Raw genomic sequence first — 15,026 nt, 5'->3', positions numbered from 1 at the left:
ACCGCAATGACGATCACCGACCGTCTCTCGCCCGAGGCACTCGCCCGGGCCAGACGGCTCCTGGTGCTGGCGACGGTGCTCATGGTCGGCCTCGTGTTCGTGGCGCCGGTCTCCCGCGTCATCGCCGAGACCGTCGACCCGTCGCGCGCCATCGTGTCCGGCACGGTCTTCGACGACCGCGACGGCGACGGCGTGCGCGACCAGAACGAGCGCGGCGTCCAGGGCGTCCTGGTCTCGGACGGCGCCAGCATCGTGCAGACCGACGGCCAGGGCGGCTACCGCCTCGAGGTCGACCCGGAGCGGCGCATCACCGACCTCGTCTTCATCACCCAGCCGTCCGGCTACGCGGTGCCGAACGACGAGTTCATGACGCCGAAGTTCTGGGCCGACCTCGGCGAGCTGGCCGCCGACGACCAGAAGACCGCGGACTTCGCGCTGACCCGCGTCCCGGGGTCGGAGAGCGCGGAGTTCTCCTTCGCCAACATCGCGGACCCGCACGTCAACCCGCAGCTGCCGGAGCAGATCCGCGAGATCAACGCGACCAAGGACGAGCTCGACTTCATCCAGGTCAGCGGCGACCTCACGAACAGCGCCACGAACGCCGAGTTCGAGGCGTACCTGGCCGCGACGGCGGAGTCGGAGCTGCCGGTCTGGCCGGCCGTGGGCAACCACGAGTACCAGAGCAGCGCGGGCACGAGCTACGCGGCGCGGATCAACAACTACCGCCGCTACGTCGGCCCGGAGTGGTACTCGTTCGACTACGGCAACCGCCACTTCGTGGTCATCGAGAACAACGGCCAGGCCAGCCAGGCGGACCAGTTCGAGCAGCAGCTGCAGTGGTTCCGCCGCGACCTCGAGCTCAACGCCCAGGACAAGCGCGTCGTCGTCATCACGCACCAGCCGATGAACCTCACCTTCGGCGGCAACCGGGCGTACGACGTCTACGGTGACCTGCTCGAGCAGTACGGCGCCGAGCTCGTCCTCGTCGGCCACGCGCACTCCAACGACGCCGAGGCGAACAGCGAGTTCATCCCGACGGCGAAGCACGTGCAGACGAACTCCAGCTCCTACACCGTGGACCAGACGCCGCGTGGCTTCCGCTACGTCCACATGCAGGGGAACCACTTCGAGAACCCGTTCCGGGTCTATGGCATGGACCACAGCCTGGTCCTCACCAACCCGGCGCCGGGCTCGAGCGTCGCCGCAGCCGGTCTGGACGAGATCCAGGTCAACGCGTACCACACGTCCGACGAGGTCACCCGCGTCGTCTACAGGATCGACGGCAAGGGCCCGTGGCACCGCATGACGTCGTCCGGCGAGATGTCGTGGTTCAACAAGTGGAGCGGTCCGCGTCTGAAGCCGGGCGCGCACAGCATCGAGATCCAGGCGCACGGCCCCGGCGGCGCGCTCTGGTCGAAGACGGAGACGTTCACCGTCACCAACGAGAAGCCCGTCGTCCCGTCGGCCACGAACGACTGGCCGCAGCACCAGGGCAACGAGCAGCACAGCGGCATCGCGTCCGAGAACCTCGGCCGTGACCTCGACCTGGCCTGGATCTACCGGACGCCGGGCACGTTCCTCACCGGCTCGCCCACGATCGTCGACGGCGTCGTGTACGCCGGCACGCGGGACGAGAACGCCGAGGACATCAGCGCGGTCCACGCCGTCGACCTCGCCACCGGCACGAAGCTCTGGGAGTTCCCGACCGACTCGTCGGTCAGCCGGACCGTCGCCGTCTACGACGGTGTGGTCTACGCCCAGAGTCTGCGCGCGAACCTCTACGCGATCGACGCCGCCACGGGCGAGCTGCTGTGGAAGCGTTCGCCGGAGGCCGCGCCGGAGCCCTACGTCCAGCGCAAGTGGGGCGGCTGGGGTGTCACGGTGTCCGACGGCAAGGTCTTCTGGACCCACGCCGAGCGCTTCGGCCCGGGTGCCTCGGGTGCCCTCGAGGCGCTGGACCCCAAGACCGGCGAGACCATCTGGCTGGCCCCGATGGTCAACAACGAGATGGCCGGTGGCACGCCCGTCGTCCAGGACGGCCGGGTCTTCGTCGGCAACGGCGGCGGCAACGGTGGCAAGATCCTCGCCTACGACGTCGCGACGGGCACCCGCCTGTGGCAGTCGTCGAACGCCCTCGGCGGCACCGGCGGCGGCGTTCCCTCGGTCGGCGGCGGCCGGGTCTACGTCGGTGAGGACAACTCCGTCGTGGCCCGCGACGTCGTGACCGGCGCGGACCTGTGGATCCACCGCAGCACCGGCCCGTCGCTGCAGTCCAACGACGCGGTCACGTCGACGGCGGCCATCGCCGGCGACACCGTCTACATGGGCTTCCCCGACGGCCGGGTCACGGCGCTGAACGCGGCGTCGGGCGCGGTGGTCTGGAGCACCATGCTGCCGGGCGACATCGACCAGGGTGGTGTGTTCGGCTCGCCGCTGGTCACCGGTGACACCGTCTACGTCGGCGCCAACAACGGTCACATGTACGGCTTCGACCGGGCGACCGGTGCGATCGTCTGGGACTACGAGACCGGTGCGTGGAACGCCACCGGCTTCGCGGCCACCGGCAACACGCTGGTGTTCGGCTCGTGGGACGGCAACCTGTACGCCTTCACGAAGAGCAGCTGATCCATCGCTCCACCCGGAGGGCCGGCCACCGTTCGCGGTGACCGGCCCTCCGGCCGTGAGTTCACCGCACGGTCACCTCCCGTCGCCTCGGGCACCAGGTTCGGGTCACCCGGGACGGGCAACCTGTCGGACAGCTTCGTGCCGATTCACGCCGTCTGTCCGAGGAGTCGCAGGTGCCGTTCTCTGCCCGATCTGCTGGTGTCCGGCTGGTCCCCGCGCTGGTCCTGATCGTGTCCGCGCTGACGACGGGACCGGCGGCAGCGGCTCCAGCGGGGGAGGACCGGCCGGAGTACCTGGGCCGGACCTGGTTCACCGGCGAGTTCCATGCGCACACCGAGGTCAGCGACGGCGTCGAGACCCCGCAGGACGCGTTCGAGCACGTCGCCGGCAACAGCGACGCCGACTTCTTCACGCTGTCCGAGCACGACGTGCTCTACGACCGGCGCAACAGCGACGACTTCACCACCGACTGGCGCGACGCGGTGTCCGACGAGTGGCGCTACCTGCACGAGGTCTCCGACGCGTTCAACGCCGCGCAGGACGACCTGGTGACGATCCCGGCCGAGGAGATCACCTGGTACGACACTTCCGGCCACATGAACCTGTTCAACACCGACTGGTTCACGACGGCGCGCAGCGAGGGCGACTCGCTCTCGTTCGGCGCCGCGACGGGTGACCTCAAGTACGACCTGCCGACGTTCTACGCGCGGCTCAAGCAGGCCCCCGAGGCGATCGCGCAGTTCAACCACCCCGACCCGGCCGGCAAGGGCGACTTCGCCGCCTTCGCGCACCTGGACCGCGAGGTCGACGACCGCATCGACCTCATCGAGGTCAAGAACGCCACCAACCTGGCCCAGTTCCAGATCGCGCTGGACAAGGGCTGGCACCTGGCGCCGGTGTGGAACGGCGACGAGCACGGCGCGAACTGGGTGACCGGCGACGAGTCGCTCACCGGTGTGTGGGCGACGGAGAAGAGCCGCGACGGCGTCTACCGGGCGATGCGCGAGCGCAGCATGTACTCGACGCAGGACCAGAACACCGTCCTCGAGTACGGCGTCAACGGGCAGCTCATGGGCTCGGTCCTGCCGGCGGACACCGGCTCCGTGGCGCTGGACATCGGGCTGACCGACCCCGACGGCGCCGACGCGTTCACGTCCGTGCGGGTCCTGACCAACGGCGGCGCGGTCGCGTACGAGGCGCTGGCGGTGTCCGGGCGTTCGGTGCGGGTGACGCACGAGCTGCCCGCGGCCGACGGCGACTACTTCTACGTCGTGGCCACGCAGGCCGACGGCGACACCGTCGTCTCGGCGCCGGTCTGGGTCGGCGAGACCACCCGCGGCGCCGACTACGCGCCGGTCATCTCTGTCGACCCCGCTGTGCCCGACGCGGCGGCGTACGGCGACACCGTCGCGCTGCCGTCCGTCAGCGCCGTCGACGACAGCGGCGAGCAGCCGGCCGTCACCTACGAGGTGTGGGACGACAACGGGCAGGTCCCGGTCGTCGACGGCCGCTTCACCGTCCGCGGCTACTCCGACCACGTCGTCGTCGTGAAGGCCACCGACGACGCCGGCAACGTCGGCGCCGAGCTGCTGCGCATCCAGGTCGACCAGGACGCCGCGGACCCGGCCGGGGTGTTCCAGTTCTTCGGCACCGTCGCCACGGTCGGCGCCGAGCCGGGGACCGCCGGCCTCAGCGTCACCACCGACGCGACCGTCGGCACGGTGTACGCGCAGGTCCGCCCGGCCGGCCACCGCACCTGGCGCAGCGCCCCGGTGCTGACGTCCACCGGTGACACGACGTACGAGCTCAACACCGTCGGCAAGCCCGGCGAGGTCTACCAGGACACCGTCACCGGCCAGCCGCTGCGCAGCCACGAGTTCGCGCTGACCGGGCTGCGCGACACCACCCGCTACGAGTACCGCTTCGGCGTCGCCGTCGACGGTGCGGCGCCGAGGGCCCAGGACGAGGCGGCGTGGTCGGACGTGCGCGGGTCGTTCGTCGCGGGCGGGAAGCAGAACCGCCCGATCTACCTGCTCGGCTCCGGGCTCCAGCGCGGCGGGCTGGACGCGATCCGCACGCAGGTGCCCGGTGGCGACACCGTCGTGCAGACCGGGGACATGGTCGCGAGCGGCGTGCACCGCGAGTACTGGGAGGACGTATTCGACGACGTCTACGCCGGGCTGGACCTGCAGGTCGCGCCAGTCGTCGGCGACGCGGAGAGCGACGGCGACCTGGAGTACAACCTGACCTCGGCGGACCGCAACGCGATCACGTCGAGCATGTACGCGCTGCCCGGCGGCGGACCTGTCGGCGAGACGAACTACTCGTTCAACCGTGGCGACGTGCACATTGCCGTCCTCAACACGACCCAGGAACTCGACGCGCAGCTGGACTGGCTGGTCGAGGACATCCACGCCGCCGACGAGCCGTGGAACGTCGTCGTCGGGCACGAGTCGTTCTTCGGCGCCGGGACGCCGGGGCCGGGCCAGAACGCGCGGCGGCAGCAGGTCGCGGAGCTGTTCGGCCGGCTCGGCGTCGACGTCTACGTGGGCGGCCACGACGAGGTCTGGTCCCGCACCGAGGTTCACGGCGTCACGTTCGTCACGCTCGGCGCCGCCGAGGCCCGGCAGGGCACCGCGCTACAGGTGACGCGTCGCGGGCTGGAGCTGTCGACGTACACCGTCGACGGCCGGCAGGTGGACCATGCGGTGCTGGCTCGTCCGTCGGGGTCGTGGTCGGTGAGTCATGCGGTGCTCGACGGCGGTGAGCTGGACGGCGTCGGCCTGATCAGCCACCCGGGCGCCCCGCGCTCCGTCACCGTCGAGGCCGTCCGCTCCGACGCCGCCGGCGCCGAGGTGCTCGACTCGCGGCTGGTCGAGGTGACGCTGGACGAGCGTGGCGCCGAGCAGTGGGTCGCGTTCGACCCGCCGCTGGCCGCCGGCGCCAATGACACCGTGACGGTGCGCTTCTGGGACAGTCCGCGGCGCGAGTCGGAGCTGCGCCCGGCGCTGGTGCTGCAGGAGGGCGTGGCCGGCGCGGGCACCGACGAGGACCCGTACCTGCTCGACTCCGCCGACGACCTCGGCAAGATCGCGACCGATCCGGCCGCGTCCTACCGGCTGACCGCCGACCTCGACCTGACCGGTGTGGCCGGCGCGCGGATCGCGGAGTTCGGCGGCGACCTGGACGGCGCCGGGCACGTCGTCACCGGGTTCGTGAGCGCGGCCGGCGGACTGATCGGCGTCAACCGGGGAACCGTGCACGACCTCGGTGTGGTGGGTGCGGACGTGGCGACCGCGACCGCGCGCGGCGGGATCCTCGCCGACAGCAACGCCGGCACCGTCGAGCGCGTCTACACGACCGGCCTGGTCACGGCCGGCTCGCGGGCCGGCGGCATCGTCGGCGACAACGCGGGCGTGCTCCGCGACGCGTACTCGACGGCGCGGGTGCAGAGCTACGGCACCGAGGCCGGCGGCGCCGTGGGCGTCGCGCTGGCCGGGTCGACGACGGAGCGGGTCTACGCCGCCGGCCCGGTCGGCGCGTCCACGCGGAACACCGGCGGCGTGGCCGGCTACGGCTACACCGGGACCGTGCTGCGCGACACCGTCGCCCTCAACCCGACGGTGACGGCGCCCGACTACGCCCACCGCGTGCTCGGCCGGGTGCTCGCCGGCAACACGGCCACCCTCGGCAACAACTGGGCGTCCGAGGGCGTGGTCGCCGCCAAGCAGACGGTCCTCGACCCGCCGGCGGCGACCAACCTCATGGGCGCCACCGCGACGGTCGAGCAGACCCGGGACCCGGCGTTCTTCCGCGACACGCTCGGCTGGGACCTCGACACCGTCTGGGCCTGGTCCGCCGAGGGTCGCCGGCCGGTGCTGCGCGCCGTCGCCGAGGACGTGCCGCCCGGCTCGTCGGAGCCCGGCGTCCCGTCGCTGCCGCAGGATTCTGACGGCGCCTATCTGGTGGCGTCGGTGGCCGGGCTGGTTCAGCTCACCGCGTTCCCGGACCAGCGGTTCCGGCTGGCGGCCGACCTCGACCTGAGCGACCACCCCGGACTCACGCTGGCGCGGACCGGCTTCTCCGGCTCGCTGGACGGCGCCGGGCATCGGCTGCGCGGGTTCACCTCGCCCTCGGGCGGGCTGTTCCCGCTGGTGGCGGCCGGCGGGCGCATCCACGACCTCGCCGTCGACGGCGCCGCCGTCGAGACCGCGGCCGCGAACGTCGGCATCCTCGTCAACACCAGCTACGGCGTCGTCGAGCGGGTCGCGACGTCCGGCATGATCGCCGGCGGCTCCACCGTCGGCGGCGTCATCGGCTACACCTACGGGCAGTTCCGCGACAGCTACTCAACGGCGGACGTGTACGCGACCGGCGGGCGGCAGGCCGGCGGCGTCGCGGGCATCACCGGTGTCGGCTCGCTGACCGAGCGGACCTACGCCACCGGCCACGTCGAGGTGGTCGGCGACGCCAACGCGGGCGGCGTGAGCGGCTACGCCTACACCGGCACGACGCTGCGCAACAGCATGGCGCTGAACTCGGAGGTCGTCGCCACCGGCTACGCCCACCGCGTCGTGGCCCGGGTGCTGGCCGGCAACACCGCGACCCTGTCCGGCAACGCCGCCGCTGACACCGTCGTCGCCGCGACGCAGTCGGTGCCCGCGACCGGCCCCGACACCCTGAACGGCGCGACCGTCACCGCCGCGGCGGCCGCGAGCCAGGGTACCTACGAGGCGATGGGCTGGGACTTCGCCACCGTCTGGTCCTTCGACGCCGCGAAGGGCCGGCCCGTGCTGCGGTAACGCCGGACATCGGCGGCGTGAACAGGGCCGCGTAAGGGGTTGCGGGAGGGCCGGGCGGACGAGGACAGTCCGGACATGCGGTTCGCCGACGATGACGGAGTGGACTCGGGCCTGGTGCCCGACCCGGAGGACTCGCTGAGCCGGACCCGGATGCACCTCGAGAACGGTGTGATGGCCTGGCGCTCCACCAAACGCGCCAGCGTGCCGTCGACCCGCCCGGGCGACCTCGACCCCTGGATCCGCGCCATCAAAGAGTTCTTCGCCGCGCTGCCATACCGGCTCGTCGACGAGTTCGTCGGCCCGGACCCGGATCGCCCGAGCGACACCACCGCGATCCTGCGTTTCGAGCGGACCGATATCGACCGGCTCCGTGTCGGGCTTCGTGGACGGGGTGACGGCGAGCGCCGTGGCCCCGCCGGGCCGGCGCGCACCTCGCCGGCCGCCACCGAGCCGGCGTTCGAGGCGGGGGACGGGCCGGACCTCGAGTTCGTGGCGCTCAGGGAGTCGCTGATCTTCCACCGGTCCCAGCTCGAACGGCGGCTGCCCGGGTACGCGCCGCGATTCTCCGCCCCACGGCCCAAGCGGCACCTGCTCGACGAGTGGGAGCGCGCCGTCGTGCGGCTCTTCGCCGATCACGGCTACCGGCTGACGGGCAAGGACGTCACCGACCACCCGACCCAGCCGGGCTGGCTGTCCTGCGAGCTCCGGTTCTTCCGGATGGACCCGGACGGCGGCGACTGACGCGTCACCTGGCGTTCGTCGGGCGCCGTTACAGTGCGGCCATGGAGTCCGAGGAGAGCCTTCGCCCGGCGCCCGATGCGGCGCTGCTGGCCGGGTCGCTGATGGCCGTCGCCGGGTATCTGCTGCCCTGGTTCAACCAGGACGGCTACGCGTGGTCGTACTCCGGGTGGGCGTACGCGAGCCTCAGCAGCGGCGGCGGCTGGACCCTGCTGACCCTCGCCTTCCTGGCCGTCGCCGTGGTGGCGAGCCTCTGGGCGGCGCGCAGCCTGACCGCCGCCATGTGGGCCGTCGTCGGGACGGTGGGCGCCGGCATCTTCGCGCTCGCGGTGGTCGCGGCCAGCTTCTCGCACGTCAGCGAGGGATCGGCGCTCAACTACCTCGCAAGCATGCCGTTCAACATCGGGCTGCCGCTGCTGGCCGTCGGCCTCGGGCTGGCCTTCGCAGGCGGCTGCCGCGCCATCGCCGTCGCCGTCCTGCGCGAGGCCAAGGAGCCGGTGTCCGAGTGACCACCCTCCAGCAGCAGGTCCAGTCGGCGATCGACGAGCTGGTCGACGATGGCAGTGAGGTGGGTCTGCAGGTCGCCGTCCTGCACCGCGGCGAGCTGATCGTCGACGCCGTCGCCGGCACCCGCGACGCCGCGCGAGCCGAACCCGTCGGGCCGGACACGCTCTTCTGGTCGGCGTCGACGGTGAAGGGCATCGCGTCCGCGGTCGCGCACGCGCTGGTCGAGCGCGGCGAGCTGACGTACGACCTGCGCGCGGCCGAGGTCTGGCCGGAGTTCGCGCGGCACGGCAAGGACGGCGTGACGCTGCGGCACGTGCTGCTGCACACCGCGGGGGTGCCGGCGCCGCCGTACGACACCACCCTCGAGCAGCTCTGCGACTGGGACCACATGTGCGCGGTCCTCGCCGACGCCGAGCCGTGGTGGCCGGCCGGCACCCGATTCGGCTACCACGCGCTGACCTTCGGCTTCCTGGTCGGCGAGCTCGTCCGCCGGGCCACCGGCCGGAGCATCACCGACCGGCTGCGCGACGCCGTCACGGAGCCGCTCGGCGTCGCCGCCGACGTCCACTTCGGCGTGCCCGAGCCGCTGCTGGGCCGGGTCGCGCACCAGCACCGGCCGGTCGCGCCGCTGCCGCGGCCCAAGCCTGGCTCGCCGGGCGACCGCGCGATGCCGCCCGGCCTGCGCATGGACGCCGACGCCGCCAACCGGCGCGACGTGCTGACGTCGGACATCGTTTCGATGGGAACCGTGACGGCGCGTGGGGCGGCCACCGTGTACGGCGGGCTGCTCGGCCCGGTCGACGGCGTCCGGCTCGTCTCTCCGGAGCGGCTGACGGCGCTGGCAACGCCGGCGTACGAGGGCCTGGACGAGGTGATGAACGTGCCGACGGCGTGGGCGTTCGGGTTCGGCCCGCACCGCCCGCCCGGCGGCGCGCCGGGGCGTTCGGGCTCGGTGTTCGGCATGCTCGGCGCCAACGGGTCCGCCGCCTACGCCGACATCGACTCCGGCGTCGCGGTGGCGGTGCTGCGCAACCTCTTCAGCGTCGACTGGAGCGCCGCGGCCACGGTCGACCGGCTGGTCGCCGAGGCGCTCAGCCGGTGATGGCGTCGAGCAGGCCGGGCAGCGCCCGGTCGAGGTCGGCACGGCGCAGCGCGTTCAGGCGGGCGACCCCGACGTAGTACTGGCGGATCAGCCCGGCCTCGCGCAGCACGGTGAAGTGGTGGGTCGCCGTCGACTTGCTGACCGGGAGGTCGAAGTCGCCGCACTTGATGTCGTGGCCAGCGGCGTCGAGCTGCGTGACGATGCTGCGCCGGACCGGGTCGACGACGGCCTCGAGCACGCTCTGCAGGTCGATCTGCGACACGTCGGGGTGCGGCGGCGTCCGGCTCACGCCGTCATAGTACGACAGCTATCGAAGTTTGACAGCCATCGAACAACGGCGCAGAGTGGGCGCATGGCGCTCACGGTGCGGTTCCACGAGCACGGCGGTCCCGAGGTGCTCCGGCTCGACGACGTCGACCCCGGCCGGCCGGGGCCGGGCGAGGTGCTGGTCCGCGTCGACGCCATCGGGATCAACCGGGCCGAGGCGCTCTTCCGCGCCGGGCAGTACATCGAGCCGGTCAAGCAGTTCCCGGCCCTGCTCGGCACCGAGGCGGCAGGCGTCGTCGAGGCGCTCGGGCCGCGCGTCGGCGGGCTGGAGCCCGGGCAGGCGGTGAGCGTCGTGCCGGCGTTCTCGCAGAACGACTACGGCGTGTACGCGGAGCGGGCGGTCGTCCCGGCGCGGGCCCTGCTCCCGCGACCCCAGGATGTCGACGCGGTGTCCGGCGCGGCGGTGTGGATGCCGTACCTCACGGCGTACGGCGCGATGGCCGAGGTCACCGGGCTGCGCCCGGGCGACGTCGCGGTGGTCACCGCGGCCTCCAGCGGCGTCGGGCTGGCGGCGCTGCACACGGCCGCCCGGCTGGGCGCCACGCCGGTCGCCGTCACGCGCACCCCGGCGAAGGCGGACCGGCTGCGCGCCGAGGGCGCGGCCGAGGTCGTCGTCTCGGCCGAGCAGGACGTGGCGCGCCGGGTGCTCGAGCTGACCGGCGGCCGCGGCGCCGCCGCCGTCTTCGACGCGGTCGCCGGGCCGGGCGTCATCGACCTCGCCCGCGCCGTCGCGCCCGGCGGCACGCTGCTGCTGTGGGGTGCGCAGAGCGGCCGGCCGACGCCCTACCCGGGGTTCGAACTGGGCATGCCGGCGCTGAACGTGCGCACGTACACCGTGCACGAGACCACCCGCGACCCCGACCGGCTGCGACGAGCGGCCGCCTACGTCGCGTCCGGGCTGCGCGACGGCGCCTTCCGCGCCGTCGTCGACCGGCTGTTCCCGCTGACGGAGGTCGCCGTCGCGCACCGCTACCTCGACTCCGGCGAGCGCTTCGGCAAGGTCGTCGTCACCGTGCGGCACTGACCCGGGGTGTGTCTCCCGCGGCGTACGGGCCGAGCATCTCGATGCCGTGCTGCTGGGCGAGGGCGAGGGACGTCTTCAATGGCCGGCGTCCCACCGGCGGCCGCGGCCAGGGCGGCGGCCGCGCGCGAGAACCCCTCCATGGGCGCGCCGGGGGAGTGCACCACGAACGCGACCGCGTCGGTGGTCCCCTCGTTGCGGATGGTGTGCGGCGTCTGCCCCGCCAGCGGCACGACGTCGCCGACTCCGGCGACCACCCGCCGGACCGCACCGCTGACGCCGTCGCCGATGTAGAAGGAGAACTCGCCCGCGAGCACGTGGTAGACCTCGCCCGGCGCGTGCCGGTGCAGCACGGGCACACCGCCACCCGGCGGCATGCGGATCTCGACGGCGAAGATCGCGCCGCCGGTCTGGGCCGAGGTGGCGAGCACCGTGAGCTCGTCGGCGCCGAGGGTGAACCGCTCGACTTCGCTACGATCGACAGGTAACTTGTCCATATTGCCGAAACTAGACAGGGAGCCTGTCGATGTCAACCCCGCGGCCCGTCACGGCCGGGCGGCAGCGCCCCGTCAACGTCGCCGTCCTGCTGCGCGACGCCTTCACCACGCTCAACGACCGTGTGCTGCGGCTGCTGGCCGAGAGCGGTCACGACGCGGTGCGCGCCGCCCACGGCGCGATCTTCCAGCACCTCGACGACGGCGGGACGACGGTGAGCCGGCTCGCCGAGCGGGCGCAGATCACGAAGCAGGCCGCCGCCGAGCTGGTCCAGCACCTCGAGGCGCACGGCTACGTCGTTCGACGGCCGGACCCGTCGGACCGTCGCGCGAAGCTCGTGCTGCCGACGGTGAAGGGCCGTGAGGTGGTGGCGATCGCGCAGGGGGCCGTGCCCGAGATCGAGGGGCGGCTGGAGCGCGAGCTGGGCGCCGCCCGGCTGGACCAGCTCCGCGCCGACCTGCGCCGGATCATCGAGCTCGGCTGAGGTCGTCGGAGTGTGCCGCCGGGAGCGGGCGGCGGAACAGTACGACCAGGTTGACGACGATGGCCGGCACCAGCACGGCGAGCGCGGCGACCAGGACGCCGCCGCCGAGCGACGGCCCGCCCGACAGCTGGTCCCAGCGGCCGACCGCGACGGCGCCGGCCAGTGCGGACCAGAGTGCGGTCTCGAGCGCCGGCAGCCCTTCGGCGGCGCGCACGTGGAACCCGCTGGCCATCAGGGAGATGACGGCGATGCCGAGCGCGGCGAGCGGCGTCGTCCACTCGCCGGCGCCGACCGCCATCGGCGCCACGAGGGTGACGGCGGCCACGACCTCGGCGACACCGATGAGGACGACGAGCGGACGGGCGACGTCGTCGAAGCCGACCCAGCGCTCGATGCCGCCGCCGGCCACCTTCGGCAGGCCGGCGGCGAGGAAGAACAGTGCGAGGAAGATCTGGGCGATCCACACGGCCACGTCCACCACGAGACACTCCTGTTCCGACGGGCTAGGCTGTTGATACAGAACCCGTACGATATGAGAATCGGATTATATGGAAACCGTATCTTCTGAGGATCAGGGCGTCAACCGCGGGCCCCTGCAGGCCGCCGTCCGGCGCTCCTTCAACGACGTCGCGCTGCAGATGTCGCTGCTCAACCGCCGGGTCGGCACGCGGCTGGAGCTGAAGGACGCCGACCTCGAGTGCTTCAACCTGGTCTTCACCGAGGGTCCGCTGACGCCGACGGGGCTCGCCCGGCGCTCCGGGCTGCATCCGGCCACTGTCACCGGCGTGGTCGACCGCCTCGAGCGGGCCGGCTGGGTGTCGCGCGAGCGCGACCCGGACAACCGGCGCGCGGTGCTGGTGCGGGCCCTGCGCGACCGCAACGGCGAGCTGTTCGGGCTGCTTGCCGGCATGAACGACGCGATGACCGGCATCCTCGACGACTACAGCACCGAGGAGCTCGAGCTCATCGTCGGCTTCCTGCATCGCACCCTCGAGGCCGGCCGGCGCGCCACCGACGACCTCTCCGCCGACGCCGAGCGATCCTGACTGAGTACGATCCGAGCTGAGGTGATGCACGTGGCGGCCGACGCCGAGGTGGGTCCGGCGCGGGCCCCGTTGAGCAGGGATCGCGTGCTGCGTGCCGCCGTCCGCATCGCCGACGACGGCGGGCTCGGGGCGCTCACCATGCGCCGGCTGGCCGAGGACCTCGGCGCCGAGGCGATGTCGCTGTACTACCACGTGGCCAACAAGGACGAGGTCCTCGACGGCATCGCCGACGCCGTCGGGCGCGAGATCAACGAGGTCGTCGAGTTCCTCGACGTGCCGTCGGCCGGACCGCAGTGGAAGCACGCCGTCCGCCGGCGCATCCTCGCCGCCCGCGAGGTGCTGCTGCGCCACCCGTGGGCGCCCGCCGTCTTCGAGACACGAGCGAGCATGAGCCCCGAGATCCTGCGCTACCACGATCGCCTGCTCGGCCTCATGCGCGACGGCGGGTTCTCCTACGACCACTGCCACCACGCGCTGCATGCGCTGGGCAGCCGCGCGCTCGGCTTCAGCCACGAGCTGTTCAACCCCAGCGGTGGCGCCGCGGCCGCCGCTGACGACGACGCGCTGGCGGGCCTCGCGGAGCGGTTGCCGAACCTCGCCGGCATGCTCGCGCACATCTCGCACGACGACCCCGACTCCACGCTCGGCTGGTGCGACGACCAGGAGGAGTTCGAGTTCGGGCTCGACCTCCTGCTCGACGGCCTCGACCGCCTCCGCGAGCGCTCCTCCTCCTGACTCCGCTCATCCATGGCGATGGTTGAGGGATCCGTGTAGTCAGGGCTGCACTGATCCCTCAACCATCGAGCCGTCACGAGGTCTTTACAACCTTACGTCGTATGGCTACCTTACGACGTAAACCTTACGACGTAAGAACAGCCGCGAGGGGGCGACCATGAAGGCGTTCGTGATCCACTCGTACGGCTCGCCCGACGTGCTGGAGCCGGCCGATGTCGAGACCCCGGTCCCCGGCGATGACGAGGTGCTGGTGCGGGTCCGAGCCACGTCGGTGCAGCCGTACGACTGGCACCACATGCGCGGTGAGCCGCGGATCGCCCGGTTGATGCCCGGCACCCTCGGGCTGCGCGCACCGAAGCTGACCATTCTCGGCGCCGACGTCGCGGGCGAGGTCGCCGCCGTCGGCCGCGACGTCACCGGCTTCGCGCCCGGCGACCGGGTGTTCGCGCTGGTGGCGGGCGGTGGCTTCGCCGAGTACGTCAGCGTCCCGGCCGCCGGCCTGGCGCCGATGCCGCGCACCCTCTCGTTCGAGCGAGCGGCCGCCGTTCCGCTCGCGGGCATCACGGCGCTGCTGGCGGTGCGCGACGACGGCAGGGTCCAGCCGGGTCAGCGGGTGCTGGTCAACGGCGCCTCTGGCGGAGTCGGCACGTTCGTGGTCCAGCTGGCGACGGCCATGGGCGCCACGGTCACGGGCGTCTGCGGAGGCCGCAACGCCGAGCTCGTTCGCGGGATCGGCGCCGTCGACGTCGTCGACCACACCACCGCCGACGTCACGCGCGGCGGCGGCCGTTTCGACCTCGTCGTCGACATCGCCGGCGGGCACTCGGCGCGGGCGTTCCGCCGGATCCTGACGCACGACGGCACGCTGGTCGTGGTGGGCGGGCCGGCCGGGCGCTGGGTACAGCCGGCCGGGCACACGCTCGCCGCCGTCGCGCTCAACGCGTTCGTGTCGCAGCGGATGCTGATGACCGACGTCGTCGGCAGCAAGGACCGGCAGGCGAACCTGCTGACGCTGACGGAGTACCTCGACGACGGGCGGGTCGTCCCCGTCGTGGGCCGCACCTACCCGTTCGCCGAGATCCCCGACGCCATCCGCTTCCAGGAGGACGGGCGCGCCAGCGGCAAGGTCGTCGTCACGTTCTGA

The 15,026-nt window shown here is 72.6% G+C and carries 13 protein-coding genes; 10 read left to right on the top strand and 3 right to left on the bottom strand.

What is annotated here, in order from left to right; genetic code table 11:
• Positions 1 to 6: 6 nt before the first annotated feature.
• The 5 genes from HD601_RS03400 (at position 7) to HD601_RS03380 (ending at position 9,774) form a co-directional block, all read left to right on the top strand.
• Positions 7 to 2,625: an outer membrane protein assembly factor BamB family protein gene (locus HD601_RS03400; protein ID WP_184819338.1), complete on the top strand. Its 2,619-nt coding sequence runs from the start codon at positions 7 to 9 to the stop codon at positions 2,623 to 2,625.
• A gap of 173 nt (positions 2,626 to 2,798) precedes the next feature.
• Positions 2,799 to 7,427, top strand: coding sequence for a CehA/McbA family metallohydrolase (locus tag HD601_RS03395; protein ID WP_184819336.1), 4,629 nt, complete (start codon positions 2,799 to 2,801; stop codon positions 7,425 to 7,427).
• Positions 7,428 to 7,502: 75 nt separating this feature from the next.
• Complete coding sequence (locus tag HD601_RS03390; RefSeq protein ID WP_184819334.1) at positions 7,503 to 8,168, top strand: hypothetical protein; 666 nt, start codon at positions 7,503 to 7,505, stop codon at positions 8,166 to 8,168.
• Positions 8,169 to 8,209: 41 nt separating this feature from the next.
• A complete protein-coding gene (locus HD601_RS03385) occupies positions 8,210 to 8,674 on the top strand; it encodes a hypothetical protein (RefSeq protein ID WP_184819332.1) in 465 nt (154 codons plus the stop codon).
• The gene (locus tag HD601_RS03380; RefSeq protein WP_184819330.1) at positions 8,671 to 9,774 is read left to right on the top strand and encodes a serine hydrolase; all 1,104 of its coding nucleotides are present in this window, start codon (positions 8,671 to 8,673) and stop codon (positions 9,772 to 9,774) included. The genes HD601_RS03385 and HD601_RS03380 overlap by 4 nt, the downstream gene beginning before the upstream one ends.
• Here HD601_RS03380 and HD601_RS03375 read toward each other — a convergent pair.
• Positions 9,764 to 10,063, bottom strand: coding sequence for a helix-turn-helix transcriptional regulator (locus HD601_RS03375; protein ID WP_184819328.1), 300 nt, complete (start codon positions 10,061 to 10,063; stop codon positions 9,764 to 9,766). The genes HD601_RS03380 and HD601_RS03375 overlap by 11 nt on opposite strands.
• A gap of 63 nt (positions 10,064 to 10,126) precedes the next feature.
• Here HD601_RS03375 and HD601_RS03370 point away from each other — a divergent pair, with 63 nt between their 5' ends.
• The gene (locus HD601_RS03370; RefSeq protein WP_184819326.1) at positions 10,127 to 11,125 is read left to right on the top strand and encodes a zinc-dependent alcohol dehydrogenase family protein; all 999 of its coding nucleotides are present in this window, start codon (positions 10,127 to 10,129) and stop codon (positions 11,123 to 11,125) included.
• Here HD601_RS03370 and HD601_RS03365 read toward each other — a convergent pair.
• Complete coding sequence (locus HD601_RS03365) at positions 11,071 to 11,619, bottom strand: cupin domain-containing protein (protein WP_221440510.1); 549 nt, start codon at positions 11,617 to 11,619, stop codon at positions 11,071 to 11,073. The two genes, HD601_RS03370 and HD601_RS03365, sit on opposite strands and share 55 nt — an antisense overlap.
• 29 nt (positions 11,620 to 11,648) lie before the next feature.
• Between HD601_RS03365 and HD601_RS03360 the strand changes: the two genes are divergently transcribed.
• Complete coding sequence (locus tag HD601_RS03360) at positions 11,649 to 12,101, top strand: MarR family winged helix-turn-helix transcriptional regulator (protein WP_184819324.1); 453 nt, start codon at positions 11,649 to 11,651, stop codon at positions 12,099 to 12,101.
• On the opposite strand, the gene HD601_RS03355 is transcribed toward HD601_RS03360, so the two are convergent.
• Positions 12,085 to 12,582 (bottom strand): DoxX family protein, encoded by a 498-nt coding sequence (locus HD601_RS03355; RefSeq protein ID WP_184819322.1) that lies wholly within the window; start codon positions 12,580 to 12,582, stop codon positions 12,085 to 12,087. The genes HD601_RS03360 and HD601_RS03355 overlap by 17 nt on opposite strands.
• Positions 12,583 to 12,649: 67 nt before the next feature.
• Here HD601_RS03355 and HD601_RS03350 point away from each other — a divergent pair, with 67 nt between their 5' ends.
• From HD601_RS03350 to HD601_RS03340, 3 genes are all read left to right on the top strand, one after another.
• Entirely contained in the window at positions 12,650 to 13,147 is a 498-nt protein-coding gene (locus HD601_RS03350) for a MarR family transcriptional regulator (RefSeq protein WP_184819320.1), read from the top strand.
• A gap of 24 nt (positions 13,148 to 13,171) precedes the next feature.
• Positions 13,172 to 13,882: a TetR/AcrR family transcriptional regulator gene (locus tag HD601_RS03345; protein ID WP_184829415.1), complete on the top strand. Its 711-nt coding sequence runs from the start codon at positions 13,172 to 13,174 to the stop codon at positions 13,880 to 13,882.
• Positions 13,883 to 14,039: 157 nt separating this feature from the next.
• Positions 14,040 to 15,026 carry an NAD(P)-dependent alcohol dehydrogenase gene (locus HD601_RS03340; RefSeq protein ID WP_184819318.1) on the top strand — a complete coding sequence of 329 codons (987 nt, stop codon included), beginning with the start codon at positions 14,040 to 14,042 and terminating at the stop codon, positions 15,024 to 15,026.

This window comes from Jiangella mangrovi (genome assembly GCF_014204975.1).
Lineage (GTDB): Bacteria > Actinomycetota > Actinomycetes > Jiangellales > Jiangellaceae > Jiangella > Jiangella mangrovi.
The sequence above is the reverse complement of the archived record's forward strand: the minus strand, read 5'-3'. Positions and strand labels throughout refer to the sequence as shown.

Bases quoted from the DNA above. Each gene is read 5' to 3' on its own strand.
- HD601_RS03400 (WP_184819338.1), top strand. From the start codon at position 7: ATGACGATCACCGACCGTCTCTCGCCCGAGGCACTCGCCCGGGCCAGA.
- HD601_RS03390 (WP_184819334.1), top strand. From the start codon at position 7,503: ATGCGGTTCGCCGACGATGACGGAGTGGACTCGGGCCTGGTGCCCGAC.
- HD601_RS03385 (WP_184819332.1), top strand. From the start codon at position 8,210: ATGGAGTCCGAGGAGAGCCTTCGCCCGGCGCCCGATGCGGCGCTGCTG.
- HD601_RS03370 (WP_184819326.1), top strand. From the start codon at position 10,127: ATGGCGCTCACGGTGCGGTTCCACGAGCACGGCGGTCCCGAGGTGCTC.
- HD601_RS03365 (WP_221440510.1), bottom strand. From the start codon at position 11,619: ATGGACAAGTTACCTGTCGATCGTAGCGAAGTCGAGCGGTTCACCCTC.
- HD601_RS03360 (WP_184819324.1), top strand. From the start codon at position 11,649: ATGTCAACCCCGCGGCCCGTCACGGCCGGGCGGCAGCGCCCCGTCAAC.
- HD601_RS03350 (WP_184819320.1), top strand. From the start codon at position 12,650: ATGGAAACCGTATCTTCTGAGGATCAGGGCGTCAACCGCGGGCCCCTG.
- HD601_RS03345 (WP_184829415.1), top strand. From the start codon at position 13,172: ATGCACGTGGCGGCCGACGCCGAGGTGGGTCCGGCGCGGGCCCCGTTG.
- HD601_RS03340 (WP_184819318.1), top strand. From the start codon at position 14,040: ATGAAGGCGTTCGTGATCCACTCGTACGGCTCGCCCGACGTGCTGGAG.